30 protein-coding genes and 1 pseudogene are annotated in these 23635 nt (G+C 35.4%); 25 read left to right on the top strand and 6 right to left on the bottom strand.

What is annotated here, in order from left to right:
* Nucleotide 1: 1 nt before the first annotated feature.
* The 4 genes from ACH0AK_RS05700 to ACH0AK_RS05685 form a co-directional block, all read right to left on the bottom strand.
* Nucleotides 2-364, bottom strand: a complete 363-nt coding sequence (locus ACH0AK_RS05700) for a TIGR02328 family protein (protein WP_023519740.1) — start codon at nucleotides 362-364, stop codon at nucleotides 2-4.
* Nucleotides 365-402: 38 nt separating this feature from the next.
* Nucleotides 403-636, bottom strand: a complete 234-nt coding sequence (locus tag ACH0AK_RS05695) for a helix-turn-helix domain-containing protein (protein WP_010735359.1) — start codon at nucleotides 634-636, stop codon at nucleotides 403-405.
* 536 nt (nucleotides 637-1172) lie between these two features.
* Complete coding sequence (locus ACH0AK_RS05690; RefSeq protein ID WP_499796778.1) at nucleotides 1173-1664, bottom strand: cysteine hydrolase family protein; 492 nt, start codon at nucleotides 1662-1664, stop codon at nucleotides 1173-1175.
* Nucleotides 1665-1677: 13 nt separating this feature from the next.
* Complete coding sequence (locus ACH0AK_RS05685) at nucleotides 1678-2490, bottom strand: Cof-type HAD-IIB family hydrolase (protein ID WP_023519738.1); 813 nt, start codon at nucleotides 2488-2490, stop codon at nucleotides 1678-1680.
* A gap of 325 nt (nucleotides 2491-2815) precedes the next feature.
* On the opposite strand from ACH0AK_RS05685, the gene ACH0AK_RS05680 reads away from it, so the two are divergent.
* The 13 genes and pseudogenes from ACH0AK_RS05680 to ACH0AK_RS05620 all read left to right on the top strand — a co-directional run bounded on the left by ACH0AK_RS05680 (nucleotide 2816) and on the right by ACH0AK_RS05620 (nucleotide 12492).
* Nucleotides 2816-3673 carry a glycosyltransferase family 8 protein gene (locus tag ACH0AK_RS05680; RefSeq protein ID WP_010735363.1) on the top strand — a complete coding sequence of 286 codons (858 nt, stop codon included), beginning with the start codon at nucleotides 2816-2818 and terminating at the stop codon, nucleotides 3671-3673.
* Entirely contained in the window at nucleotides 3666-4568 is a 903-nt protein-coding gene (locus ACH0AK_RS05675) for a glycosyltransferase family 8 protein (protein ID WP_023519737.1), read from the top strand. Before ACH0AK_RS05680 ends, ACH0AK_RS05675 begins: the two co-directional genes overlap by 8 nt.
* 44 nt (nucleotides 4569-4612) lie before the next feature.
* Nucleotides 4613-4963, top strand: a pseudogene (locus ACH0AK_RS05670) (iron-sulfur cluster biosynthesis family protein).
* A gap of 26 nt (nucleotides 4964-4989) precedes the next feature.
* Nucleotides 4990-5931 (top strand): magnesium transporter CorA family protein, encoded by a 942-nt coding sequence (locus tag ACH0AK_RS05665; RefSeq protein WP_023519735.1) that lies wholly within the window; start codon nucleotides 4990-4992, stop codon nucleotides 5929-5931.
* A 64-nt stretch (nucleotides 5932-5995) separates the two neighbouring features.
* Nucleotides 5996-6889 (top strand): SDR family oxidoreductase, encoded by an 894-nt coding sequence (locus ACH0AK_RS05660; RefSeq protein WP_023519734.1) that lies wholly within the window; start codon nucleotides 5996-5998, stop codon nucleotides 6887-6889.
* 30 nt (nucleotides 6890-6919) lie between these two features.
* Complete coding sequence (amaP, locus tag ACH0AK_RS05655) at nucleotides 6920-7483, top strand: alkaline shock response membrane anchor protein AmaP (protein WP_153829805.1); 564 nt, start codon at nucleotides 6920-6922, stop codon at nucleotides 7481-7483.
* Between the two features lie 12 nt (nucleotides 7484-7495).
* Entirely contained in the window at nucleotides 7496-7684 is a 189-nt protein-coding gene (locus ACH0AK_RS05650; protein ID WP_010735369.1) for a DUF2273 domain-containing protein, read from the top strand.
* Between the two features lie 11 nt (nucleotides 7685-7695).
* Nucleotides 7696-8466, top strand: a complete 771-nt coding sequence (locus tag ACH0AK_RS05645; RefSeq protein ID WP_010735370.1) for an Asp23/Gls24 family envelope stress response protein — start codon at nucleotides 7696-7698, stop codon at nucleotides 8464-8466.
* Between the two features lie 85 nt (nucleotides 8467-8551).
* Entirely contained in the window at nucleotides 8552-8794 is a 243-nt protein-coding gene (locus tag ACH0AK_RS05640; protein WP_010735371.1) for a GlsB/YeaQ/YmgE family stress response membrane protein, read from the top strand.
* A gap of 476 nt (nucleotides 8795-9270) precedes the next feature.
* The gene (locus ACH0AK_RS05635) at nucleotides 9271-9942 is read left to right on the top strand and encodes a hypothetical protein (RefSeq protein WP_226076481.1); all 672 of its coding nucleotides are present in this window, start codon (nucleotides 9271-9273) and stop codon (nucleotides 9940-9942) included.
* Nucleotides 9908-10324: a hypothetical protein gene (locus tag ACH0AK_RS05630; protein WP_226076483.1), complete on the top strand. Its 417-nt coding sequence runs from the start codon at nucleotides 9908-9910 to the stop codon at nucleotides 10322-10324. The genes ACH0AK_RS05635 and ACH0AK_RS05630 overlap by 35 nt, the downstream gene beginning before the upstream one ends.
* 198 nt (nucleotides 10325-10522) lie before the next feature.
* Nucleotides 10523-10903: an LPXTG cell wall anchor domain-containing protein gene (locus tag ACH0AK_RS05625; RefSeq protein ID WP_137072480.1), complete on the top strand. Its 381-nt coding sequence runs from the start codon at nucleotides 10523-10525 to the stop codon at nucleotides 10901-10903.
* A gap of 152 nt (nucleotides 10904-11055) precedes the next feature.
* Nucleotides 11056-12492, top strand: coding sequence for an AcpB/EbpR/MafR family transcriptional regulator (locus ACH0AK_RS05620; protein WP_153829808.1), 1437 nt, complete (start codon nucleotides 11056-11058; stop codon nucleotides 12490-12492).
* 73 nt (nucleotides 12493-12565) lie between these two features.
* On the opposite strand, the gene ACH0AK_RS05615 is transcribed toward ACH0AK_RS05620, so the two are convergent.
* Together ACH0AK_RS05615 and ACH0AK_RS05610 are read right to left on the bottom strand one after the other, a co-directional pair.
* Nucleotides 12566-12781, bottom strand: coding sequence for a helix-turn-helix domain-containing protein (locus ACH0AK_RS05615; RefSeq protein ID WP_010735376.1), 216 nt, complete (start codon nucleotides 12779-12781; stop codon nucleotides 12566-12568).
* An 8-nt stretch (nucleotides 12782-12789) separates the two neighbouring features.
* Nucleotides 12790-13263: a DUF2975 domain-containing protein gene (locus ACH0AK_RS05610; RefSeq protein ID WP_010735377.1), complete on the bottom strand. Its 474-nt coding sequence runs from the start codon at nucleotides 13261-13263 to the stop codon at nucleotides 12790-12792.
* Between the two features lie 586 nt (nucleotides 13264-13849).
* On the opposite strand from ACH0AK_RS05610, the gene ACH0AK_RS05605 reads away from it, so the two are divergent.
* The 12 genes from ACH0AK_RS05605 (at nucleotide 13850) to ACH0AK_RS05550 (ending at nucleotide 23622) form a co-directional block, all read left to right on the top strand.
* Nucleotides 13850-15133, top strand: a complete 1284-nt coding sequence (locus ACH0AK_RS05605) for a GHKL domain-containing protein (protein WP_023519726.1) — start codon at nucleotides 13850-13852, stop codon at nucleotides 15131-15133.
* A 2-nt stretch (nucleotides 15134-15135) separates the two neighbouring features.
* The gene (locus ACH0AK_RS05600) at nucleotides 15136-15888 is read left to right on the top strand and encodes a LytR/AlgR family response regulator transcription factor (RefSeq protein ID WP_499796777.1); all 753 of its coding nucleotides are present in this window, start codon (nucleotides 15136-15138) and stop codon (nucleotides 15886-15888) included.
* Nucleotides 15889-15990: 102 nt separating this feature from the next.
* Nucleotides 15991-16557 carry an accessory gene regulator B family protein gene (locus tag ACH0AK_RS05595; protein WP_137072478.1) on the top strand — a complete coding sequence of 189 codons (567 nt, stop codon included), beginning with the start codon at nucleotides 15991-15993 and terminating at the stop codon, nucleotides 16555-16557.
* 2 nt (nucleotides 16558-16559) lie between these two features.
* Nucleotides 16560-16724, top strand: a complete 165-nt coding sequence (locus ACH0AK_RS05590) for a cyclic lactone autoinducer peptide (protein ID WP_023519723.1) — start codon at nucleotides 16560-16562, stop codon at nucleotides 16722-16724.
* A gap of 696 nt (nucleotides 16725-17420) precedes the next feature.
* Complete coding sequence (amaP, locus tag ACH0AK_RS05585) at nucleotides 17421-17987, top strand: alkaline shock response membrane anchor protein AmaP (protein WP_023519722.1); 567 nt, start codon at nucleotides 17421-17423, stop codon at nucleotides 17985-17987.
* A gap of 12 nt (nucleotides 17988-17999) precedes the next feature.
* Nucleotides 18000-18188 (top strand): DUF2273 domain-containing protein, encoded by a 189-nt coding sequence (locus ACH0AK_RS05580; protein ID WP_010735385.1) that lies wholly within the window; start codon nucleotides 18000-18002, stop codon nucleotides 18186-18188.
* 12 nt (nucleotides 18189-18200) lie between these two features.
* The gene (locus ACH0AK_RS05575; RefSeq protein WP_019724584.1) at nucleotides 18201-18755 is read left to right on the top strand and encodes an Asp23/Gls24 family envelope stress response protein; all 555 of its coding nucleotides are present in this window, start codon (nucleotides 18201-18203) and stop codon (nucleotides 18753-18755) included.
* A 34-nt stretch (nucleotides 18756-18789) separates the two neighbouring features.
* Entirely contained in the window at nucleotides 18790-19032 is a 243-nt protein-coding gene (locus ACH0AK_RS05570) for a GlsB/YeaQ/YmgE family stress response membrane protein (protein ID WP_010735387.1), read from the top strand.
* 553 nt (nucleotides 19033-19585) lie between these two features.
* The gene (locus ACH0AK_RS05565; RefSeq protein ID WP_499796776.1) at nucleotides 19586-20656 is read left to right on the top strand and encodes an ABC transporter ATP-binding protein; all 1071 of its coding nucleotides are present in this window, start codon (nucleotides 19586-19588) and stop codon (nucleotides 20654-20656) included.
* On the top strand, nucleotides 20656-21543 hold the full coding sequence (locus tag ACH0AK_RS05560) for a carbohydrate ABC transporter permease (RefSeq protein WP_041684204.1): 888 nt from the start codon (nucleotides 20656-20658) through the stop codon (nucleotides 21541-21543). The genes ACH0AK_RS05565 and ACH0AK_RS05560 overlap by 1 nt, the downstream gene beginning before the upstream one ends.
* On the top strand, nucleotides 21540-22358 hold the full coding sequence (locus ACH0AK_RS05555) for a carbohydrate ABC transporter permease (RefSeq protein ID WP_010735390.1): 819 nt from the start codon (nucleotides 21540-21542) through the stop codon (nucleotides 22356-22358). Before ACH0AK_RS05560 ends, ACH0AK_RS05555 begins: the two co-directional genes overlap by 4 nt.
* Nucleotides 22342-23622: an MBL fold metallo-hydrolase gene (locus ACH0AK_RS05550; RefSeq protein WP_178946390.1), complete on the top strand. Its 1281-nt coding sequence runs from the start codon at nucleotides 22342-22344 to the stop codon at nucleotides 23620-23622. The genes ACH0AK_RS05555 and ACH0AK_RS05550 overlap by 17 nt, the downstream gene beginning before the upstream one ends.
* The last annotated feature ends 13 nt before the right edge of the window (nucleotides 23623-23635 follow it).

Below are 23635 nucleotides of genomic sequence, written 5' to 3'. Positions count from 1 at the left end.
TTTACAAGATGATCCCTTTCTGTTCTAAGTTTGCCACACATTCGGCTAAGTAGATTTGATCATGTTCTGGATAAAGTGGTGAGGTCCATTCAATAGGGGAAAGGGTAGAATAAGGTTCACAAATTTTTCCACGATACAAGGGATCAAACCATTCCTCACCAGGTTTATAATTTTGTTTCTTCATTTCTTCCATTACTAACAAATGATACTGAAATAATTTGTAAGGCGAATGTGTAAAAACGTAATCGACAGTCGCATGTTTTCGTCCCCAACCATTGCCTCTCAGAGCACAACATTCGCGATGTTGTCCTAATAATTGTTGGCGCGGAAGTGATTGCAAGAGGCTTTGATGCCATAAGCGCATATAATATTTCCTTCTTTCTAAAACAGTGAATTAAGTGTTTAGGATGCTTCCGTTCGACCAATCAAATAATCGATGGTCGTGTCGTAAAAATCTGCGATAAAGATCAATTCGATGATACTAGGTATATTTTTTCCATCTTCATAGTTTTTATATGTCTCAATCGGTAAGTTCACTTTTTCAGCAACCTGTGGTGTAGTTAAATGCTTTTTATCTTTGAGGAAGTTTAAACGGCAATGCAGTGTATCCAGTAAAATCGCTTCTTCAATCGTCATTTTACCTCACCTTTCTCTAAATAATCATCTATGAGAGTTAACGTTTATTTTTTCTGTTTAGATAAAATAAATACCCAATGACAAAGAGTATGGAGAAAATGAACCCAACTAAATTAAATGTGAAGATCTGGAAGGGTTCGAAAAACTGATAGTTTAATATTTTATACATAAAATAGATCGCAGGCAAACTACTTAAAGCGATTTTTTTTCGTTCTTTCGTCCATTTGATAAACGAAAAGACAATCGGTACAAATATAAAAACAGGAAAAATAAAAGCAAGTCGGCTCAATTCCAGCATAATAAATAAACTCCCATAGCTATATTTTATTCGTGCATAAATTGTATTTTGAGTTATTCTATTTGAGAATATACTAGATTTATATTCACTAGATAAAAGATAGCATGTTATGCGATTCTGAACAAATATTTCGATAAAAAACATGATTCTTCTGTAGACGTATAATTTGAAAAAAACATAAAAAAAGGTGGAACTTTCATTCCACCTTTTTTTATGTTTTTAGATTCGTTTCGACCATTTAATCTTTGACATAGACATTAAAGTCTTTTAGAAGTTTAAGTGCTTGTGGCTCGTGAACACGGCTGCTGACTAGTGACGAATCAATGATAAAGTCAGCTTCTGGAAAGGCGCTTTGTAAAGCGATTGTGTTGGATAAGACACACAAATTAGTTTCGATCCCAACCACTTCAATCGTTTTTTGTTCTTCTTTACGTTCAAAAATGGAATGCTTGATCTCTGTTAATGTTTCTGGCGGCAGAGTAAAGTAGTATTTTTTGATTTCCCGCTCATTTGGTAGAGGAGAGAGCGTGGGAATGATTTTAAGATCTTCACTTTCTGCCTCATCTTTCCGATCAATAGGGATATCACGAGTGAATAGTACGTATTCATTCGCTGCACGTGCTTGGTTTAAACGTGTGTTTACTCGCTCAACTAATGCTTCAGCATCTTCGATATAAAATTCACTAGTTGGATCTAAAATATGATTTTGCATATCGATAACAACTAACATCTATCATCTCTCCTTATAAAAAGTGATCATTCAAAAAGTTTGCGACACCGGCTTCATCATTGGTTTCTGTCACCTCATCTGCTAAATCCTTCACATGTTCTTGCGCATTGCCCATAGCCACGCTTAATCCGCTGAATTCAAGCATTGCCAAATCATTTTCTTGATCACCAAACGCCATGACGTCTTCTGAAGATAACCCTAAGTACTCAGTTAGAAATAAGAGTGAGTGGGCCTTTGTAATATTTTTAGGAGTGATTTCTAGGAAATGTGGGTCTGAAAAAACAGAATCAATTCCTTCTTTCTTCAACTCTGCTTGGATTTTTTGTAGTTTTTCCTCATTTTTATCCGTCAGAGCTAATTTCAAATAGCTTAAGGAAGGATCGTCCAACTGTTTTGTGATCTCATCAAAGGAATGATTTTGCAAGTTGAAGTGTTGATAATAAGGATCGTCTTTTACTAAAGCAGTTTCATCAAAAGTGATTTGATCATCTTGTGTTTCTCGACTTGCGATGATCGATATTTTTGCTTCTTTTGCTAAATAAAAGGCCTTTTTAAGTATAGGTACTTCGATTTTTGAGCGTCTTAATACATAATCGATCTTGCCATCTTTCATTTCGGAAATCAATGCACCGTTAGAAGAAATCAAATAGCCGCTGACGCCTAATTGTGCAAAGACATCCTTGGCAGAAATACTATTTCTTCCTGTTGCAATCGTTACGATTCCTCCATTAGAGGAGAAAGCTTTTAATGCGCGTATATTTTCTTGTGGGACAACTCCTTGGGAATCAAGCAAGGTCCCGTCTAGATCAATAGCTGCTAATTTCATCTTTTTACGCTCCCTTAGTCTTTTTTCTTTCACCAATAGCTTAAATGAGAAACTTCTAAAATAAAAATAAAATGCTTTAACTCTTTGAACTTTTTCAAAAAAGATTTTTCATAAATGGAGAAAAGAATATTAGTAAGAAAATGGTTAAGACCTCTGTATAAAAAAGCATAACAATCTTAATGTTTTCGTTTTCATTTTCATAAAAAAGGGCAAATTTTGGGTAATATTCATAAAAAACAAAGCATATCTTTTGCTTTCATGAAAAAGTAGGAATATTGTAGATGTAGAACAGGTTAGAAAAAGATTAAAAAAAGGAGTGATTTTGATGGAGATTAAGTATGGGACTGTACCGGTTGTGACTGCTTCAGATGAAAATTATGCTCCTTATCTAAGCGTAATGATTGCAACGGCACTGGAAAATGCGAATAAGATGAGACATATATATTTTTATGTGATTGATGATGGCCTATCAGAATATAGTAAAGAAGGATTGCGTCAGACAGTTGCACAACACTCAGAACATGCAAGCATCCAATTCTTGACAGTGGAGAAAGATGTATATGAAGATTTCTTAGTCAGTGACCACATTACAACAACGGCGTATTTAAGAATTTCTCTACCTAAGATCTTAGCAAAATACAATTATAAAAAAGTGTTGTATCTAGATGCAGACGTTTTAGTGTTAGATGATATCGTTGCATTATATGACGAATCATTGAACGGTAAAACAATTGGGGCAGTAATTGATCCAGGACAAACAAAAGCGTTGAAGCGCCTAGGGATCGATTCAGAAGAATACTATTTTAACTCAGGTGTCATGGTGATCGATATTGATCAATGGAATGAAAAAGACATTACAGATAAAACGATCCAATTCCTAAAAGAAAATGGTGAACAGATTATCTATCATGACCAAGACGCATTGAATGGTGTCTTATATGGAGATTGGGAACAACTTCATCCAAAATGGAACATGCAATGTTCATTGATTTTTGAACGCCATCCAGCTCCAGATAAGAAATATGAAGAATTATATAAGAGCGGGAATGAAGCTCCTTCAATCGTCCATTTCACAGGGCATGATAAACCTTGGAATACATTAGAGGATCATCCTTATACACAAATCTATCTAAAAAATCTAGCGCATAGCGTATTAATGAAAGTAGGCGAGGTAAATGAATAGAAGAAAAGAAGTAGCAGTTGTCTCTAGTTGTAATACAAAATTTGTGCCTCATCTAGCAGCACTGTTTGTGTCGATTTTAGAAAATAGTGACCCGAAAGTGTTTGTACGTTTCTACGTGATTGATGATGATATTGAATTAGAAAGTAAAAATCTTTTACGTTACTCAGTGAAAAATTCACGAATGAATACAGATGTTGAATTTTTGAAAATCAACAAAAAATTCTTCAAAAACTTAGTGACAAGTGATCGTATCCCTGAAACAGCATACTATCGTATTGCGATCCCTGAGTTATTTAGAGGGAAAAATGTCGAACGTATCCTTTATATGGACTGTGACATGATCGCGTTGAATGATATCAGTAAACTATGGGATCTAGAGTTTAATGGCGCAGTGATGGCAGCAGTTGAAGATGCTGGTTTCCACCAACGTCTTGAAAAAATGGAGATTGAAGCAGATTCAATGCGTTACTTTAACTCCGGCTTGATGCTGATCAATGTTGAAAAATGGTTAGAACAAAACATCACGAAAAACGTTCTAAAATTCATCGAAGAAAACCCAGAAAAACTTCGATTCCATGACCAAGATGCTTTGAATGCTATCTTACACGATCGTTGGATTGCTTTGCATCCAAAATGGAATGCACAAGGTTACATCATGGCGAAAGCAAAACAACATCCAACGGCTCAAGGAGAAGAAGAGTACGAAGAAGCACGTCGTAAGCCTTATATCATCCATTACTCTGGGCATATCAAACCATGGAGTGAAGAGTTTAAAGGTGCTAGTAAAAAATACTATGAAAAGTATGCAAATATGACCGCTTTTCGTTGTGTTAAATCATTCCCTAAATATCCATTGTACGCTCGTGTTCAACGAAATACTGAATTGAGTCATTGATCGATAATAGAAAAAACTTACTATTAATAGAGGAGATGATCGATATGGAAATTACGCTGACAAGAAATGCGATGGACATCTTAAAGGAAAAAGCAGGCGAACAATCAAAATTAGCGCTTGCATTGATCAATAGTAAAGATCCTTTCCTTAGAGACAAAGGAGCGTGTGCGAAAGGTAGCTTTTTTCAAATTATCCCTTTTGTTACTGAGTTTGGACTATACGTCACAAAAATCAATCATCCTTCGCTAGAAATCTATACATCATAAAGTGAACAATGCTATTTAGGCAAACATTTGACGATGGATTATGATCATGTATTAAATAGTTTCTCATTGGAAAACGAGATTGCTGTACTAGATCATAACATCAAACTAACTAATTGTTTCTTTAGCTGAGTGTACACTAGAAAGGACGATTCACCATGCTGGAATATTACTTGATTGATGAAAACAAGAAAGTAATAGCCGCAGATGAAGAACATTTTAATTGGCTTGTTATTGATACGAGCGATACTGAGGAAATCGAACAGGTAACTCGAACCTATCAACTCCCTGAAGATATATTTGTTGGTATGACTTATCCAGAAGAGGTCTCCCGCTTAGAACATCTATCAGGAACAAGTTTGAACAACCCGATTTCCTTAGTACTGCTCAACCTTTCAAGTGAAAAAGAAAAAATCGAACGTCGTCTGACACCATTATCTTTCGTCATATCAAATGACTTATTGATTACTTGTCGAGACGAAAAAACCAATTTTATCGATCGGCTGATTGAACATCATGGTAATAAAATCGATTCTTTCGAAAAAGTGATTGTTTATGCGGCATTAGATATTTATACCCATTTTGTCAAAGAACTTCGTGAAATGAAAACGCGTATTGATTCGCTAGATCAAGAAGCACGAAAAACGACAGAAAATGAAGAATTGTATAAGCAGGCTGATTTAGAAAGAGATATTGTTTATATCGATCATACGTTGCGGGATCAAAAAGAGACAATGGACCTCCTCTGGGAGACTCCTGAATTCAAAGAACGTGTCAATGATGAACAGTTGCTTTATGACGTTCGTTTGAGACAACGTCAAACAGAGAAGATGATTTTGATTTATCGCGATCTGTTAGAAAGTATCGGTGATCTGTTCAATGGCATGATGGACAACAATTTGAATCATCTGATGAAATATCTGGATTCTACCGCATTGATCATCTCTGTGCCTGCGATGATCGCAGGTATTTGGGGAATGAACACAGGCGGTTTACCAGGAGAAGATTCAGCAACTGGTTTCCTCTTAGTATTAGGGGGCTCAATCGTTGCTGCTGCTGCTTTAGGGTATCACTTATTTAGAAAAGATTACACGAAATAACCAATATGGGCTTAAACGCCCAAATTTATAACGTCAGTTATGACTAAAAACTAGGAGGATCAACATGACAGAACCAAATTTAATCGACCCAAGAAAACTATATCACACAGAAGAATTTCCAAAACAGGATCAAGAAACTCCGGCTTTGCAAAAGGATATGAAACCTGTACCTGATTGTGGAGAAGAAAGCTATAAAGGCACAGAGCAATTAGCAAATCGCCGTGTCTTGATCACAGGTGCAGACTCTGGTATTGGACGTGCCGCGGCTATTGCCTTTGCACGAGAAGGTGCAGATGTAGCCATTCAATTTTTCCCAGGTGAAGAAGAAGACGCGCAACAAGTGGCCCATTATATCGAAGAAGCTGGACGTAAAGCATTACTATTACCTTATGATTTGCGAGATGAAGCTGCACCAAAAGAAATCATCCAAAAAACAGTGGATGCTTTTGGTGGATTAGACACACTTGTTCTTAATGCGGCGCAACAAATTTCGTCCCCTTCAATTGCAGAAATCCCATTGGAACAAGTAAAAGATACTTTTGCTGTAAATATCATCGCAATGTTTGCACTTGTGAAGGAAGCAATTCCACATATTCCAGCAGGAGGAGCAATCCTTACAACGACTTCAGTCCAAGCATTCAATCCAAGTGAACACTTGTTAGATTATGCAGCGACTAAAGCTTCGATTGCAAACTTCACCATTGGTTTAGCAAAACAATTAGCACCAAAAGGAATTCGTGTCAACGGCGTAGCACCAGGACCAATTTGGACACCATTACAACTAGATGCAGGTCAACCAAAAGAAGATCTACCTGAGTTTGGTCAACAAGCATTGTTGGAACGTGCAGGACAACCAGCTGAATTAGCGCCTGTTTATGTCTTTCTTGCATCCAACAAAGCAAGCTATGTCACAGCACAGATTTACGGTATCACTGGTGGAGAAGCCATTAATCTATAATCAGTGACAAGAAGCTAGGAGGGCGAGACAATGAACAAAGGAGCCAAAACGATAGGAGCGATCTTACTGATCCTTCTGCTGTCTATTTTAATATTTGCAATGTTGCTAAGCTCAGTTTATCCATTGCCGTTTAAGTTAGAAGAATTTCGCTTTTTATCATTAACTAACTTTTACGTACAACAATATGTCTTTTGGGTAACCGCAGCTTTTGCTGTGTTGACACTTATATTGATTCTAGTCTTATTATTCTACCCAAAAACTTACCGTTCATTCTTACTAAAAAAAGGTGATGGCGAGTTAACATTAGACAAAAAAGCAATCGAAGGAATGGTTCGTTCACGATTGACGAAAGAAGAGTTTGTTTCTTCCCCAAAAGTAACGATCAAAGCAACAAAAAATAAAATTGACGTAAAAGTAAAAGGCGAGTTGAAACGTACGTCATCATTAATCGGTAAAACAGGAGCACTGATGACAGACATTGAGCGTGATGTAAAACAAATCATCGGTACAGATGAACCAGTGAATGTCCTGATCAATTATACCGGTTTTGACTCACCACAATCAAAAAGAGTCGAACACTCACGAGTACAGTAAGGGGGAGAGAAAATGAACGAGATCTTTTCGACATACAAGCTCCCAATTATTTGTGGCGCGCTTGGATTGATATTAGCTATTTTACTAGTAGCTGTCGGATTTTTTAAAACATTGCTGATCGTGATTATGGTTGCGCTTGGTGTAGCCATCGGCATGTATTTAAAAAGAACCGGAATTTTAGAACATTACTTTAAATCTTAGGAGGCTTTACCATGGAAAACAATCATTCAAATCAAAACGGAAATACACCGAAATCAGCACATCCAGATCCAACAACACCGAATCAAGCACAAGGGATCAAAGATGAAAAAAATAAAACTGCGCCAGTGTCTGCACATCCAGATCCAGTGGTGCCGCATGTAGAAGAAAAAGTAGCGCATGATCAAAAAGAACACCACGATCATCCACATCATGAAGCAAAAACTCCTGGTGTGCATACTCCAACTCATGAGGCAAACAAACAGAAAAATGAAGTGAAGGGCAGTGAAGAATCGATGAACGGTGAAGTAACTTATGATGACAAAGTCATTCAAAAAATTATTGCGATCGCATTAGAACGTATCGACGGACTATTGACAGTAGACGGAGGATTTTTCTCTAATGTAGCTGGAAAATTAGTCAATACTGACAATGAAACAGCTGGGATCGAAACAGAAGTAGGTAAGAAACAAGTGGCTGTTGATATGTCGATCGTCGTTGAATACGGCAAAGACATTGAAGATATCTTTAAACAAATGAAAGAGATCATCAGTGAAGAAGTAGCGAATATGACACACTTAGATGTCATCGAAGTGAATGTCAATGTAACAGATATCAAATCAAAAGAAGAATTTGAACAAGATCAAGTCACTGTCCAAGATAAAGTGACGGATGCTGCAAAAGCAACTGGAGAATTTGCGTCAGAACAAACAGATAAAGCAAAACATGCAGCAAGCAAAGGAACAGAAAAAGTAAAAGAAAATAACGAGCCAAGAGTACAATAAAATATCTTGGTGAGTCAATACTTTTAATTAAAAAATGAGATGTCGCATTGAAAAAATCGGCTAGACACTATAGGAGGAAATACAGATGGGTTTTATTTGGTCATTAATCGTAGGTGGAGTTATCGGAGCAATTGCAGGAGCAATCACAAATAAGGGTTCTTCAATGGGAATCATTGCGAACGTCATTGCAGGACTTGTTGGTTCAGCAATCGGACAAGCAATATTAGGATCATGGGGACCAGTCATTGGTGGTATGGCAATCGTGCCTTCATTGATTGGTGCGATTATTTTAGTTTTGATCGTGTCATTCTTTGCGCGTAAATTATAAGAATAAAGAAGAAATTTGCAATGGAAGCAAAAATTCTTTTACTTTGAAATAATCGGTAACATTCAATTATCTTGAATTTGATTGAAGGATCTTTACAAGTTGACTTGTTCAACGAAGTGAAGATCCTTCTTTTTTGTTGTCCTTTCGGCGTTTTTGCAAGTAGATGATTAGTAAATTATTTTCTCACAAAAAATCTTCTTTCAATTACTCCTAATCAAAAGGGAAAAATGACGTTACGCAAGACGATGATGACCGATAAAATTGAAGAAGTAAAGCTTTTCAATGCTTTTCTAAATGATTTGAAAAAGGAGTGAATAGTAAAAAGACGATTAAGAAACGCAAAATACATAACGTTTTTATAAAAGAGTCATTTGAATTACTATGAACATCCTTTAAAAAAAAGAAACGACTATCGACAGAGAATGAACCAAACAAAAAAGTTTTTCTCTGATTGTTTGATAAAGGGAGGAAATAATTTGAGAACAAGAAGAAAACTGTTGAACAGTGCTTTGATCCTAGGTTTGACTTTAGGCAATCTCAATGACATAGTCGTTCAAGCAGTGACCGCATTCCATGAACTAGGTCTGATTCAAAGTAGACAGGCAAGAACGACTACTAATGAGAGGGAAAAAAAAGAATGTGGAAAAAGTAAAAAAGAAACAAATGAAAAAGTGAAACAACCAGAGAAAGAGCAAAATGACTCGAAGGAAATAAATGAACTAAGCAAAGAGGAGTTAAAGAATTTAAGTAAAGAAGAGATAATAGAACGGAGTGATTCGTTAGATCAACTATTAAATCCCATCCACGCACAAGATTTACCTTCATGGATTCCGTATGTAAGTAACCTACGGGATAGGCAATTAGGGGACATGTTGACGGGGCATTTAAGAGCTGGGATCAGAAGCAACCTAGATCTAACACAAGATAATTTTAACATAGGTGATAAAGTTATTTTAAGAAATGTCACACCTATGTACTACCGAACACCGGGTTTTGGTTATAATGATTTTATTCGATATATCGTCGAAGATCTAAGCCCTTTGCGCCGAAATGATCATACTCAACGAGCAGTTTATACGGTGATTTCTGATCCAAAGAGTGGGAACTTGGCCAATGCAAGTCACACCTTCATTAAGCGCCTTACATAATACTCGAACAGAAGGGGAAATGAATGTGGTCTTTACCCGTTTAAAAATAGCACTACCTCAAGAAGAAGAATTCGAAATCCGCAGATTCCCATTTTCTTACTGGGGACATTCCCAGGGAATAAATAATGGATGTTGGAAATTGGAGAGTAGCTCAACTAGTTTCATTGTCGATTTCTCTGGAACTGACATTGGCAGTATTCGCCTTACTCCAAAATCTGAGTCATTGATTCTGGAACATCAACAGGGTATTCCTGATCCAGAAAATTTTGTGGATGCCCACAATACGAGGGGAACGGTAGAGTATGAATGGGTAACGCAATCTGATACAAGTCAATTAGAGGTAAGTAAAGCATTGAAATTAGAGTTAGTGATCAAACCGTAGACCTGCTGTCACGCTTCCTATTGAAATCGAAATAAAACCATTGATTTCCACGACCAATCCTCAAGTTACGATGCGTCAAAATGATTCGAATCCTATGTCGCAAGAGCTATTTACGATCGCGGATGATGGCAGTTATCAACTTACGTGGATAAATACTATCAGTACCACTAATTTAGGCAATTCATTTGGCATGCGAGAGTGCGTATCCAAGATGGCAGAGAAGCAATAGAAAGTATGGATGTGACGATTGTTCCAGATGAAGGATTGCAGTTAGAATTGAGTCCTGCGAGTGTTCAAGGAAGATACTCAGTGGACGAACAAGGTGCAGAAGATAAACCAGGTGCAGAAGATAAACCAGGTGCTAGCGAAGAGGGTGCTGGAAGTGAAAGCTGTGAAAATGGAGAAAGTGGACAAGATGACAGAAGTGATCTTGAAGCAACAGGCAACTTACCACAAACAAATGACACTCGAAACACACTTCTTTCAGTAATAGGAACTATGTTACTTGCCTTGGTTGGCGGTATCTTCTTCTGGAAAAAACGATCGACTGAAAAGTTGGAAAAAGAGTCCGATAAATAAAATTAAGACATTTTTTATCCACTTTTTTATTCATAGTAGAAAAAATAGTTTTTAGAGAAGAAAAAAGACCTCTAAAATTAAATATGGGAAACACTCAAAGGAAGGGAAACCCAAATTTGAGTGTTTTTTATTTGTTTGTGAGGTGAATAGAAATGTTGAAGATTTTGTCAAAAAAATTAAAAAGACAATTGAAGTTACTGGAATACTTATTTGAAGGTGATACCTATCGCTTTAACGACTTAGAAAATTTACTTGGTTGTTCAGCCAAAACGTTAAGAAATGACTTGCTTGATATTCATTCTTATGCCAACGATATCAAAATCCAAATGACTCGAGAAGAGGGAGTGAAAGCAACAATTCTACCTCATGTCACGGAAGATTATATCTATCAAGTGATCAAGCAAGAGTCGATTGAATATCGCTACTTGGAAGCTATTTTATTACATAAATTCAAGAATTATCTTGAATTAGCAGACTATTTATTTATTTCTGAAAGTACCTTGCGGCGAATCGTCGATAAAATCAATCCAATGTTACAGAGTTATGATCTGAAAGTACAAGCACTGATCAAACTTGTTGGAAACGATCAAGTCATTACTGAAATGACCGTTCAGTTCTTAATGGAAAAATATCATTATTTTGAAGATGCATTTCCTGCATCCTTTCGGTTGATGGTGACTCAACTTGCGCAGGATTTTGTTGAAGAAAACAACTTGCAACAAGCACTGATTAGTTTGGAACCGCAAGAAGAAAAAATATTTCATTTTTGGATTGCTGCTCGGATATTATTGCTACAAAATGATAATGGGGTAGTTTCGGTTAGTAAAAAACAAAAAAAATTCAAGTACGAAATACTATCAAATAAACGTTTGCGTCTACCAAAGAGCAACGAATTGATTAATGAACACTTGGCAAGTTTTATATTCGATCAAGCATTTATTTTTCAATTATTCGACAGAGGTTCTTTGAATCAAAAAAATCCAATTCTATTTGCAATTGATAGTTTTATCAAAGAAGTGGAAGAAAAATATGGAATTGTGTGCGAAGATAAAAAAAAGATCTTTCGTAAAGTAACTATTTTATTACAACAAAGCACGGTGCCTTTCTCTATAAGTTATCAAAAAAATTCTCTTTTTTTTAAAAATAGTCACTCAGAAATGAATAAAATCCAGCTTCGATTATGGAATAAGTTAAAACATTATGTACATACACATCATATCCTACTAAATGATTTCGAAGAATTTGCGACAACTATGTTTACAGAAATATTATTGTATTGGCCAGATTTAATAAAAAAATTCGAAGATAATAAGCAAGTTCGCGCGTTAGTCATCACCAACTCTACACTAAAATATGACGCCTATTTACTCAGTGAATTAGACCAACAATTGGGTAATCATTTTGAATTTGTTGCTAGAAATAATCAAACCTTGTCCCAAGATTTAATCAATTATGAAAATTTTGATTGTATTATTTCAAATATTACGATTGATAAAACCTATAATATCCCTATATTCGGTATATCCGTCTTTCCAAAAGCGAGAGAGATCCATAATCTGATCAACTTTTATCAAGAATTACTGGCTTGATTACGAATAAAAAAATGCAAGTCCTCCAAATCTTGAGATTATGGAGCTTGCATTTTTATAACACCAAAACTATTTAGATTTCTTGATCTTTTTCAAAGACAAGAAGGTCTCCTGGCTGACAATTCAAAACTTCACAGATTTTATCTAATGTGGTGAAGCGAATCGCTTTCGCTTTTCCAGTTTTTAAAATTGAAAGATTAGCCATGGTAATACCCACTTTTTCACTTAGTTCTGTTACTGACATTTTCCGCTTTGCTAACATTACGTCTAAATTAACAATGATCGCCATCTCACACCTCACACGGTCAATTCGTCATTTTTCTTCAAACGAATTGCTTCTTCCAATATTTTGATCAAGACATTCATTAATACTAACCCCGCAAAAGGTAAGAAAACCAGTGCAAAACCTAATAGCATCAATCCAGGCGCGTCATCCGCATCTGCCATTTGATAGAATTTTGGTAAAATACCAAAAGTACTGAGTGATAAGAAAATCATTACTTTTCGGATATAGCTAACTAAACGATGTGAATGATCAGAAAATGTTTGGTCTTTAGAGATGATTGTTAATAATTTAAAAATGATACCGCCAATAATGATACCTGATAGTAGAGTGGTGAAAATGACTAAACTCAATAGGGTGGTTTGCCAATCTAAGGGGGCATTTGATTCTTTGGTCAGTAACTGAGTACCCAACAACAGACCAAAGAGTCCGAAAACAACACATATTCCGATAGTCGTTGTTTTTAAAAAGCGTGAATGATTTTTCATTTATTTAACCTCCTAATAGAATGTATATATTGATATTCAACTATAATATATCGTTTTTCGATAAAAAGATGGTTGAACGATTGCCTTTTCCGAAGAAAAGGCAATCTAACGAAGCATTGGTGTTACTTAAAACCTCTAAAGAGGCGATTACTCTATATTAACTCTTTCTCATTTAAACAATGTATTCCCTAACCACTAATACATCCTTGTAACCCTTTAGTTACGCCAGTGGGATTAAATTTCATAAAAACAAATTAAGATGTCGTATAACATATGATTCGCAATATATTTATTATAGCACAACATACAATTGATGTAAATAGACTATTACTTCCAGAAAAAATCCTTGGCTGCACCGAAAAAATGAAAAGTTCTACGCAGTTTATTAATCAACATGTAATCCAAAAGACTAGTGAAATGTGCTACAATCTTTTTTGGTGAAAAGGATTAAAACGTTTTTGTTATCGAAAGGTACATAAAATGAAGAAATTAGTCTTTGTCTAAGAGAAATGGGTAATGAAGCAATTCTTTGTTGTTTTTGGTTTGTTGTGCACGTGAGGACTTACTTAAATTAGGGGGATATTTTGTGAATTTAGACACGCTGGAAAGCTTGTTGATTGTCATCGTTCAAACGGCTTGCATCTTTTGGGTGACTAGCTATTTGGAAACGCATTTAAAAAATCGGTATTACGTCATTTTGTCAATCATTGGAATCATTTGCTATATGGCACTTTATTTTTTGATGAATTTTTTTGCAACTGCAGTTTTATGGGCTAGTTTATGTGCCGTAACCTATTACTTCCGGAGAAATATTTATATTGCGCTATTTATCCCTTCTGTCACATTCTGTTTATATATTTTTTCCGATTATATCATCAATTTTAGTTATACGATTCTTCATTTGGTTCTAAACATAAGATTAACTGTGATTCTAGGAACCCTTCTTTTTTTCTTCTTTGCATATATTTTCAAAACATGGTTATTAGAAAAGTGCTACAAAGATCTCTTGACGATGAAAATCAGCGGAATCATCGCAACAGCGACGATTTGTGTCTATTTTTGTCTGGTGGTCATTGAAAGATTTCCAAATTTGCGAATTTATTTGATCGATGCACATGAGCTATTCATGATATTGTATGGGCTGTTGTCAGCGATCATTTGTTTTTCTTTTATTTTCATAAAAAGAACGGAATATGAAAATAGAGAGCAAAAACGTCAAATGAGTTACTTGATCGAATATAGTGAACAAGCTGAAAAAAATTATTTAGAGATTCTAAAATTTAAACACGATTACAAAAATATTCTAATTTCATTGGAAGAGTATATCGAAACTGAAGATTTAACAGGTCTAAAGGATTATTTTAGAAATAGTATCAAAGCGACAGGATCGATTTTTGACCAAGAAATTTTTAGGATGTCTTCGATTTCAAATATAAAAATTCGAGAAATCAAAAGTGTGATCATGAGTAAGTTATATATGGCACACCAGAAAGGAATCCATGTGAGCATTTCTGTGCCTGAAGTGGTCAATCATGTGGAAGTGTCTACGATGGTACTCGTAAGAATGCTGGGGATCATCTTGGACAATGCAATTGAAGCCTCAGAAGAAATTGAACATCCAGAAATTGAACTAGCAATCGTGGCAGACCATAAAGACTGTACATTTATGTTGATCAATAACTGTCCACATGATTTGCCTAAATTACATGATTTAAAGAAAGCAAGTTTTACGACAAAACCCGGTAATTCTGGGATAGGTTTGACAAATCTGGATGAGCTAGTCCAGTTGAATGCAAATGTATTTTTAGATACAAAGATCCAAGATGAAAAGTTTATACAAATCATAACTATATGTGAGGTAGAGGGGTAACTATGTTAAAAATTTTTATTTGTGATGATGAAGAGATCCATCGTAACCGCATCACCAATATTATTAAAAATTACGTGATGATGATGGACTATGATGTGGAGTTCCAACTAGCTGCAGATAACCCGTATGATATTTTATCCTACGTGTCAACTAACAAAACAGAGGGTATCTATTTTTTAGATATCGATTTAAATTCAGATATCAATGGTGTGGAACTAGGAAAGCAGATCCGACAGTATGATCCAACAGCCAAAATCATTTTTGTTACGACTTATACCGATTTTGTCTATCTTACTTTTCTTTATAAGGTAGAGGCGTTGGATTATATAATCAAAGATAATGAAGAACAATTGCAACAAAAAATCAACAGTTGTATTGAAATTTCGATCGAACGCTATATGAATACTGCGTTGTCTACCAGGGAACAGATCTGGTTAAAAAGCGGTGCCGTCGATGTAAAATTATATGTGGATGAAATTCTCTTTTTTAGTTCAAGTTCAACACCACATAAATTGATCGTACACTTGGACAATCGCATGATTGAGTATGCGGGGAGAATTAAAGAAATCGAAAAATTAAGTGATTCTTTGTGTCGCTGTCACCAATCGTTTGTCGTCAATTTGGCAAATATAGCAGAAATCAATAAAAAAGAGCGAAAAGTGATTATGACGAACGGGGAAGAATGTTTAGTATCTACCAGATACTTAAAAAAATTAGCTACTCGTTTTGAAAATGAGTTTTCGCCCAAAGCATAAACGCATCGTTTTTTGCACTTTTGACAAAAAAAGAAACACTTTTGATAAAATAATCCATAGATTTATAAAATAGGTATAATAAACTGCGAAGGAGCGTGAAAGATGACTGAAGAGTACATTTCAATAGAGGAAAAATTATCAAAGAAAATAAGTGGACATTTCGCTTCACAATTAGGACTTTCACCGATTGAACAAGCAAAGGTGGAATATGGGTTATCGATCCTATTTGTTGATCTGTTCAAGATGATCGTGATGTATGGTATTGCGTTTCTCTTACATATTGTGGGAGCAGTATTCATCACACACCTTGTATTCATCTCAGTTCGTTTTACCACGAAAGGATTTCATGCAAGTAACAGTGCAGTTTGTACAATACTTAGTGTGCTTTTCTTGGTTGTTTTGCCATGGATCACCGCTTCGCTTGGTTTTGAATCGACTCGTCCTGTGTTTGTTCTCGGAATTCTATTTGTGGGTTTAGGAATATTCGTAAAAGAGCGGACGATCAATCAAGCAAAAGGACCTTTCCGATTAAGAAAAGCGGTTCTTATTATTTTGTTCATCACAACGATCGGCTTGCTTTTACCTAGTGACAGTATTCGTACATATCTTTTGTTAGGTCTAGCAATTGCTATATTGTTGATGTTTATTAAAAATAAAGGGGTAGAGTAAATATGTTAACAAGTCTAAAAACAAAGAAATTACAAATGATGCAGGTTATCTCAACAATGGCGATTGCTATCGCAACTTACGCAATGGGAACGATCGGTGCAGATTGCACATTCGTTATCTACAAACCCAAAATGCCTGAAGCATTAAAAAATGAAATGAATAAATAAAAATAAAAAAGCGATTTAGAAAAAATCTAAATCGCTTTTTTTTTTTTTGATATTCATACCCATTCATTTCTTTCGATAATTTTGTAGTAAGAGAACGAATAAAAAGAAAAACAATGATTCCCACAGAGTAGTGGTCCAACTAAATTCTTTAAACACCCCAAAAAATAGATTACCAGCATTGGAAACAATCAAGTAAATAATCGTTATTATAAATGCATATATGGATTTTTTTAGCATATGACACCTCTTTCTAAGAGTAATAGTTTTACTAAATTGAATAACTATTATTCTAACATTTTTCTTTTACTTATTATAAAATATTTTAATGGTTTTTGAAAAGGGTATCATCCTTTATAATAAAACATTAAAACATTTGGTTTGAAAGTGGGGAATGATCGTTTCTTGCTGCATTTTGTCATTTTTATTTTTTATTTTGTAATATAAATGAGCATTATCTTTGCAATTTTTAATCTTGAATACTATCCTTGTAGTATAGCCAGCAAGAAACAATAGAAGTTATATAATAATTGTTACTGTTATTTAAGATTTCTATTCAGGAGGGAGTACCAAAGTTATTTTGAGCCTGCACTTTTTGGTAGCGCTTACTTTAGGTAGGTATTTCTATGGGTTCCTCAAGCGATATACTTGTTGGTCATGTGTTGAAAAATAAAAAATAAGATACTTAGGAGGTGGAAAATGAATAAGGGGGTAAAGATCATCGGTGTAATTGTAAGCATAATTTTACTTTCAGTACTTTTGATCATCGCTCTAGTTAATGCACCATATATCTTACCTGAACAATTGGAACGTTTTCGCTTTTTTACGATAACAAATTATTATATGCAACAATTTATTTTCTGGGTTGCAGTCGTTTTTGCAATTGTTGTCGTTCTCATCTTATTATTTGTTCTTTTCTATCCAAAATCGAAAGGAACATTCGTATTAAAGCACAAAGATGGAAAATTGACGTTGGATAAAAAAGCAATTGAAGGACTGACTCGTTCGTATCTACACGAAGAAGAGTTCATCCAATCACCAAAAGTCAAAGTACGATCAACAAAACAGAAAATCAATATTCATGTAAAAGGCGATCTAAAACGTACTTCTTCTCTGATTGGCAAAACAGAAATGTTGATGCAAGAAGTGAGAGATCAAGTTGCCAATGTCCTTGGTTCAGAACAAGAGATCAAAGTAGCTGTCAATTATAGTAGTTATCAAGAAGAAAAAGATCATGAAGACAACCAGCACTCACGAGTAGAATAGGAGGGCACACAAATGAAAGAATTTTTTTCACTATATAAGCTCCCTATTATCTTTGGGGGTCTTGGCTTACTATTAGCCGTTTTATGGTTAACAGTTGGATTTTTCAAAACTCTTTTAATATTGATCATGACCGCTATTGGTGTGGGTATTGGTTTTTATTTAAAAGAAACCAAATTGTTAGATGAATATTTCAAATCATAGGAGGAATTTAATATGGAAAACAAAGATTTCAAAAACGTGAACACTACTACAGGTACAAATCCAGTTGCTGATACTGCAGCAAAAGGTGAATTGACTTATGAAGACAAAGTCATTCAAAAAATCATTGGTTACGCATTGAAAGACGTTGACGGTTTGTTGACTCTTGATGGCGGATTTTTCTCAAATATTGCTGAAAAATTAGTCAATACAGATAACGTGACTGCTGGAATCAACGCAGAAGTTGGTAAAAAACAAGTTGCTGTTGATTTAGATGTAGTTGTTGAATATGGAAAAGATATCGAAAACATTTACGATCAAATCAAAGAATTGATCAGCACAGAAGTAAATGAAATGACTCATCTTGATGTGATCGAAGTTAACGTAAATGTTGTTGACATCAAAACACAAGCAGAATACGAAAAAGATCAAGAAACAGTACAAGATAAAGTAACTGATGCAGCAAAATCAACTGGTCAATTTGCTTCAAAACAAACTGACAAAGCAAAATCAGCTGTTGGCAAAGGTGCGCAAAAAGTAAAAGAAAACAATGAACCACGCGTACAATAAACTTAATTTTATAGAATTTTAGGAGGAAATAATCATGGGATTTATTTGGTCATTAATCGTTGGTGGTATTATCGGAGCAATTGCAGGAGCAATCACAAATAAAGGTTCTTCAATGGGAATCATTGCGAATGTGATCGCAGGTTTAGTTGGATCAGCTATTGGTCAAGCACTTTTAGGTACTTGGGGTCCAGTGATCGGTGGAATGGCAATCGTACCATCACTTATCGGAGCAATCATTTTAGTATTGATCGTTTCATTCTTTGCACGTAAGCTTTAAGCAAAGATCGCTTACTCAGATGTAATGATCTGATCAAGAAAGAGATCGACTAAACATTCTAACAGACCACAAAGAGTAGTTTTTATTCTAACTCTTTGTGGTCTGTTTGTTTGTACATATTTTCGAATATTCGTTGTTTGTCTTTTATCAATCGGTTAAGTCACTTGAATTCCGTATTTATCATAAAAATAATATGTAAATTACGATTTTTTTGATATTAAAAAAATAACAAAATGCTTATTCCATAGCAATCTTCGAGGTTTAACTGCTAGATAACTGTTATTTCTCGTATTGACGTTAAATATTGCTATAGATAAAGCATTTTTTCTTTGTTATCCTTTTATTGAAATATTATATGAAGAGTTTTTATAAGCATCATTTTATAACGTTGATTTCAATTTTTTACAATAAAACAAACATAAAAACTAGGAGTTAAGAATATTTTCAAGATATTTACAAATAATATATGTAATCTAAATATTCGAACGTTAAGATGAAGATGTGAAAGAAAACAACTGTCATAAAAAATATAAGGAAGAGCGGAGGGTCACTTATGATTGAGGTGATCGGATTACAGAAAACTTTTGATAATGGCTTTGAAGCATTGAAGCAAGTAGATTTTACGATTGAAAGAGGAGAACTTGTTTGTCTTTTAGGCCCTAGTGGCTGTGGTAAATCAACGATGTTGAACCTCATCGCAGGACTATTACAACCGACAGATGGCGATATTCGTTTTAACGGGCAATCGGTCATAAAAACAGAACCTAAAGATCGTAATATTGGCTTTGTTTTTCAAAATTACGCGTTGTATCCACACATGACTGTCTTAGAAAACATCATGTTTCCTTTATTAGTTGGGGATAATAAAAAGAAAAAAGGCGAAGCAAAAGTGATTGCTGAAAAATATATGGATTTAACCAATATCAAAGAGTTGCAGAACAAGAAACCTGGGACTTTATCTGGTGGGCAACAACAACGAGTAGCCATCACGAGAGCCTTAGTACAAGAACCAGAAGTCTTATTATTGGATGAACCTTTAAGTAATCTCGATGCTCGACTACGCTTGAAGATCCGTGAAGAAATTCGCAGGTTAGTGAAAGAAGTGGGGATCACGACGATTTTTGTCACCCACGATCAAGAGGAAGCTCTATCGATCAGTGACAAAATCATCTTGTTGGAAGATGGCAAGATACAACAAGAAGATGACCCTCAAAATCTCTATTTAGAGCCAGAAAATTTATTCGTGGCGAAATTCATTGGTAATCCAATTATTAATTTTTTACCGATTGAAGTCATCGATGATCGGGTCAAACATGCGTCATTTGATTTACCACTTACTCATTTTATGGAAAAGCGTTTCAAAAAATCAATCACAAATGGTAAATATTACTTAGGCATGCGTCCTGAAGATATCTTTCCAAGCGATAATGGACCTTTGAAAGGGAAGATTCAAAGTGTTGAGTTGATCGGTCGTGAACGGATTTTACACTTTGAACTTGCAGGAGAGCGAGTAAAGTCGATTGTACGAGTGGAAAATGAGATTACTGAAGGAACTGAGGTTACGTTTAATTTGGCTTATCCTAAAGTGTTCTTATTCAGTCTTGATGGAGAGAGGATCTATTGATGGGAAAGAAGAATTATAACTCTGAAAATCAGCTAAAGGCTTGGTATTTTTTGCTTCCAGCATTACTTGCAATTTTCGTATTCAATATTTATCCGCTTTTTCGAGCTTTTTTTATGAGCTTTCAAAAAGGGACATTGATCAATCCTCGCTTTGCAGGAGTTGAGAATTATCAACGGTTGTTTAGTGATCCGGTATTTTTTCGCGCATTGAAAAATACTGCATTCTACAGTTTTACCGTCGTACCAATTGCTTTGATTCTTTCATTAGCAATTGCGTGGGTGATTTTTGAAAAAGTAAAGTATAAGTCATTTTTTGAAGCGATTTTTTTTATGCCCTATGTCACGAGTACAATAGCGATCGGTATTGTTTTTCGCTATTTTTTCAACGGATCTTACGGACTCATCAATTATTTACTCGAGTTTGTTGGGCTTCCCCGCGTGAATTGGTTAGATAGTGTGTCAATGAGTATGCCGACTTTGATCCTCTTTGGTATTTGGACAAGTCTAGCTTTCAATATCATCATATTATTAGCCGGATTCCGTAACATTGACAAAGAGCATTACAAGATCGCGAAAATGTTTGGCGCAAATGAATGGGAGATTTTTTTACAAATCACTTTGCCCCAACTGCTTCCTACATTGACGTTTCTCTTAACAGTCAATTTGATTGGCGCATTTAAAATCTACACGCAAGTTTATGCACTGTTTGGTGGTCAAGCTGGAATTGCAAAAAGTGCGATGACCGCAGTATTTTACATTTATGATAAGTTCCACGTTGCAGGTAGACCAGGTCTAGCTATGGCAGCAACACTTGTTTTATTCTTGCTTATTCTAAGTATTACTTTTTTCCAACAGTTGATTTTGAAGAAAGTGGGGAGACAAAGATGAAAAAAATCGTTACATTGCTCTCACTCTTATTTTTGACACTCCTAGGAATCATTACTGTTTTTCCATTTATCTATATGATACTCGGTGGATTGATGACGTATCGGGAAGCGACAAGTATTCCACCAACTGTTATACCTGATTCCTTTCAATGGGTGAATTATTTCGCGGTATTTGAAAAAGCGCCATTTATTCAATACTTCATCAACACGTCATTTGTATCGTTAGTAACCACATTGGCAACCATTATCACTTCACTGTTGGCAGCATTTGCTTTAGCAACTTTGGAATTTCGCTACAAGAAAGTAGTGATGGTAGGATTGATTTCTCTGTTGATGATTCCATACGAGTCGATCATATTTACGAATTATAATACAATCGCACGTTTAGGCTTGTTGAACTCTTATACTGCCTTGATTTTACCGTTTTTGACGAGTATTTTTTATATTTATTATTTGACTAATTACTTGAAAAGTATTTCACGTTCCTTTTATCAAGCAGCTAAGATCGATGGCGCATCTGATATGGAATATATAAAAAAGATCCTTGTTCCTATGTCTAAGCCAGCGCTGGTCACAGTAGGAATTTTGACTTTCATTTCGAGTTGGAACTCCTTTTTATGGCCGTTATTGGTCACAAATGACAAAAGGTTTCGATTATTGAACAATGGCTTATCTGCATTTACGAGCGAAAGTGGCAGTGATGTCCACTTACAATTAGCAGCAGCCACCTTAACGGTATTACCAATTGTGCTTATTTACTTTATTTTTAGAAAAGAAATCATCCGAGGAGTGGCAAAAAATGGGATCAAAGGCTAATCAAAAAACAAGTATTACCTTTCATAGTGGGCTCATGACGATCGGTGGAACAGTCATTGAAATTGCTTACGGGGACGATAGAATCTTTTTTGACTTTGGGACAGAATATCATCCTGAGATCAACTTACCAAATGAAGAGCTACCAACTTTACTAGATGTAGGATTTATTCCAGCAATTGATATTTATGATCCTCGATTGACCACACAAAAGCAAGAGACTAAGTTTAAAAATACTGCAGTATTTTTATCGCATGTTCACTTGGATCATACAAAAATGATCAATTATCTTGATCCAAAAATCCCCTTATATACATTAGAGCCGACCAAAGATTTATTGGAAAGCTTAAATCGTAACGGGACATTCTTGTTGCCTTCCCCTTATATAGAAGGAAATACACGAATGATCAAAACGATTGCGCCTGATCAAGATATTCACATTGGCGAAATAACGATACGTTTGTTTCCTGTGGATCATGATGCATATGGGGCAGCAGCCTTTCTTATCGAAACACCAACTGCTTTGATTGCTTATTCAGGTGACCTTCGTCTTCATGGATTTGACCGACATTTGACAGAAGAGTTTTGTGAAGCGGCACAGAAGGTCGATGTATTGATGCTGGAAGGAGTGAGCATTAGTTTCCCAGAGAAAGAAAAGAAACATGTGACATCACTAGATAGCGAAAGAGGACTGACGGAGCAACTGGTGAAGTTGATCCAAGAAAACGAGAATCGTCAATTGACCTTCAATTTTTATCCAGCGAACATCAAACGCTGGGAAGCTTTGATCGATGCCTCCCCACGACAAGTAGTTGTGGAAGCAGAAATGGCTTTACTCTTACAAAAAGTCGCAAAACGAGAAGTCCCTTATTACTACGCTGAGAAGAAAGAGCGGATCGATACATTAGATCCACAACTTGAGTATTCTTACGATACTTTATTAGCAGATTCGACAGATTATTTTTGGCAATTTGTTGGTAAGGTTGACTCATTACAAAAAGGAGGTCTGTATATACACAGTGATGCCCAACCATTAGGCGAGTTTGATCCCCAGTACGCGATTTTTAGAGCATCTTTTGAAAAGCAACAAGTGGAGTTTAAGCAGTTATCATTATCAGGTCATGCAAAACCTGCGGATCTAGCAGAAATCATCGATCGGATAAAACCAGCTATGTTGGTCCCAATCCATACGTTAAAACCTGAGAGTATGCATAATCCATATGGAAGCAGAGTATTAGTACAAAGAGGCGAAACCATTCAACTATAATTGGAGGAAAATG

It is taken from the genome of Enterococcus pernyi (assembly GCF_045371165.1).
In the GTDB taxonomy this organism is placed as follows: Bacteria; Bacillota; Bacilli; order Lactobacillales; family Enterococcaceae; genus Enterococcus_B; species Enterococcus_B pernyi.
This window is presented reverse-complemented; position numbering and strand designations above follow the sequence as displayed.

Bases quoted from the DNA above. Each gene is read 5' to 3' on its own strand.
- ACH0AK_RS05700 (WP_023519740.1), bottom strand. From the start codon at position 364: ATGCGCTTATGGCATCAAAGCCTCTTGCAATCACTTCCGCGCCAACAA.
- ACH0AK_RS05695 (WP_010735359.1), bottom strand. From the start codon at position 636: ATGACGATTGAAGAAGCGATTTTACTGGATACACTGCATTGCCGTTTA.
- ACH0AK_RS05690 (WP_499796778.1), bottom strand. From the start codon at position 1,664: ATGTTAGTTGTTATCGATATGCAAAATCATATTTTAGATCCAACTAGT.
- ACH0AK_RS05685 (WP_023519738.1), bottom strand. From the start codon at position 2,490: ATGAAATTAGCAGCTATTGATCTAGACGGGACCTTGCTTGATTCCCAA.
- ACH0AK_RS05680 (WP_010735363.1), top strand. From the start codon at position 2,816: ATGGAGATTAAGTATGGGACTGTACCGGTTGTGACTGCTTCAGATGAA.
- ACH0AK_RS05675 (WP_023519737.1), top strand. From the start codon at position 3,666: ATGAATAGAAGAAAAGAAGTAGCAGTTGTCTCTAGTTGTAATACAAAA.
- ACH0AK_RS05665 (WP_023519735.1), top strand. From the start codon at position 4,990: ATGCTGGAATATTACTTGATTGATGAAAACAAGAAAGTAATAGCCGCA.
- ACH0AK_RS05660 (WP_023519734.1), top strand. From the start codon at position 5,996: ATGACAGAACCAAATTTAATCGACCCAAGAAAACTATATCACACAGAA.
- amaP (WP_153829805.1), top strand. From the start codon at position 6,920: ATGAACAAAGGAGCCAAAACGATAGGAGCGATCTTACTGATCCTTCTG.
- ACH0AK_RS05650 (WP_010735369.1), top strand. From the start codon at position 7,496: ATGAACGAGATCTTTTCGACATACAAGCTCCCAATTATTTGTGGCGCG.
- ACH0AK_RS05645 (WP_010735370.1), top strand. From the start codon at position 7,696: ATGGAAAACAATCATTCAAATCAAAACGGAAATACACCGAAATCAGCA.
- ACH0AK_RS05640 (WP_010735371.1), top strand. From the start codon at position 8,552: ATGGGTTTTATTTGGTCATTAATCGTAGGTGGAGTTATCGGAGCAATT.
- ACH0AK_RS05630 (WP_226076483.1), top strand. From the start codon at position 9,908: ATGCAAGTCACACCTTCATTAAGCGCCTTACATAATACTCGAACAGAA.
- ACH0AK_RS05620 (WP_153829808.1), top strand. From the start codon at position 11,056: ATGTTGAAGATTTTGTCAAAAAAATTAAAAAGACAATTGAAGTTACTG.
- ACH0AK_RS05615 (WP_010735376.1), bottom strand. From the start codon at position 12,781: ATGGCGATCATTGTTAATTTAGACGTAATGTTAGCAAAGCGGAAAATG.
- ACH0AK_RS05610 (WP_010735377.1), bottom strand. From the start codon at position 13,263: ATGAAAAATCATTCACGCTTTTTAAAAACAACGACTATCGGAATATGT.
- ACH0AK_RS05600 (WP_499796777.1), top strand. From the start codon at position 15,136: ATGTTAAAAATTTTTATTTGTGATGATGAAGAGATCCATCGTAACCGC.
- ACH0AK_RS05595 (WP_137072478.1), top strand. From the start codon at position 15,991: ATGACTGAAGAGTACATTTCAATAGAGGAAAAATTATCAAAGAAAATA.
- ACH0AK_RS05590 (WP_023519723.1), top strand. From the start codon at position 16,560: ATGTTAACAAGTCTAAAAACAAAGAAATTACAAATGATGCAGGTTATC.
- amaP (WP_023519722.1), top strand. From the start codon at position 17,421: ATGAATAAGGGGGTAAAGATCATCGGTGTAATTGTAAGCATAATTTTA.
- ACH0AK_RS05580 (WP_010735385.1), top strand. From the start codon at position 18,000: ATGAAAGAATTTTTTTCACTATATAAGCTCCCTATTATCTTTGGGGGT.
- ACH0AK_RS05575 (WP_019724584.1), top strand. From the start codon at position 18,201: ATGGAAAACAAAGATTTCAAAAACGTGAACACTACTACAGGTACAAAT.
- ACH0AK_RS05570 (WP_010735387.1), top strand. From the start codon at position 18,790: ATGGGATTTATTTGGTCATTAATCGTTGGTGGTATTATCGGAGCAATT.
- ACH0AK_RS05565 (WP_499796776.1), top strand. From the start codon at position 19,586: ATGATTGAGGTGATCGGATTACAGAAAACTTTTGATAATGGCTTTGAA.
- ACH0AK_RS05560 (WP_041684204.1), top strand. From the start codon at position 20,656: ATGGGAAAGAAGAATTATAACTCTGAAAATCAGCTAAAGGCTTGGTAT.
- ACH0AK_RS05555 (WP_010735390.1), top strand. From the start codon at position 21,540: ATGAAAAAAATCGTTACATTGCTCTCACTCTTATTTTTGACACTCCTA.
- ACH0AK_RS05550 (WP_178946390.1), top strand. From the start codon at position 22,342: ATGGGATCAAAGGCTAATCAAAAAACAAGTATTACCTTTCATAGTGGG.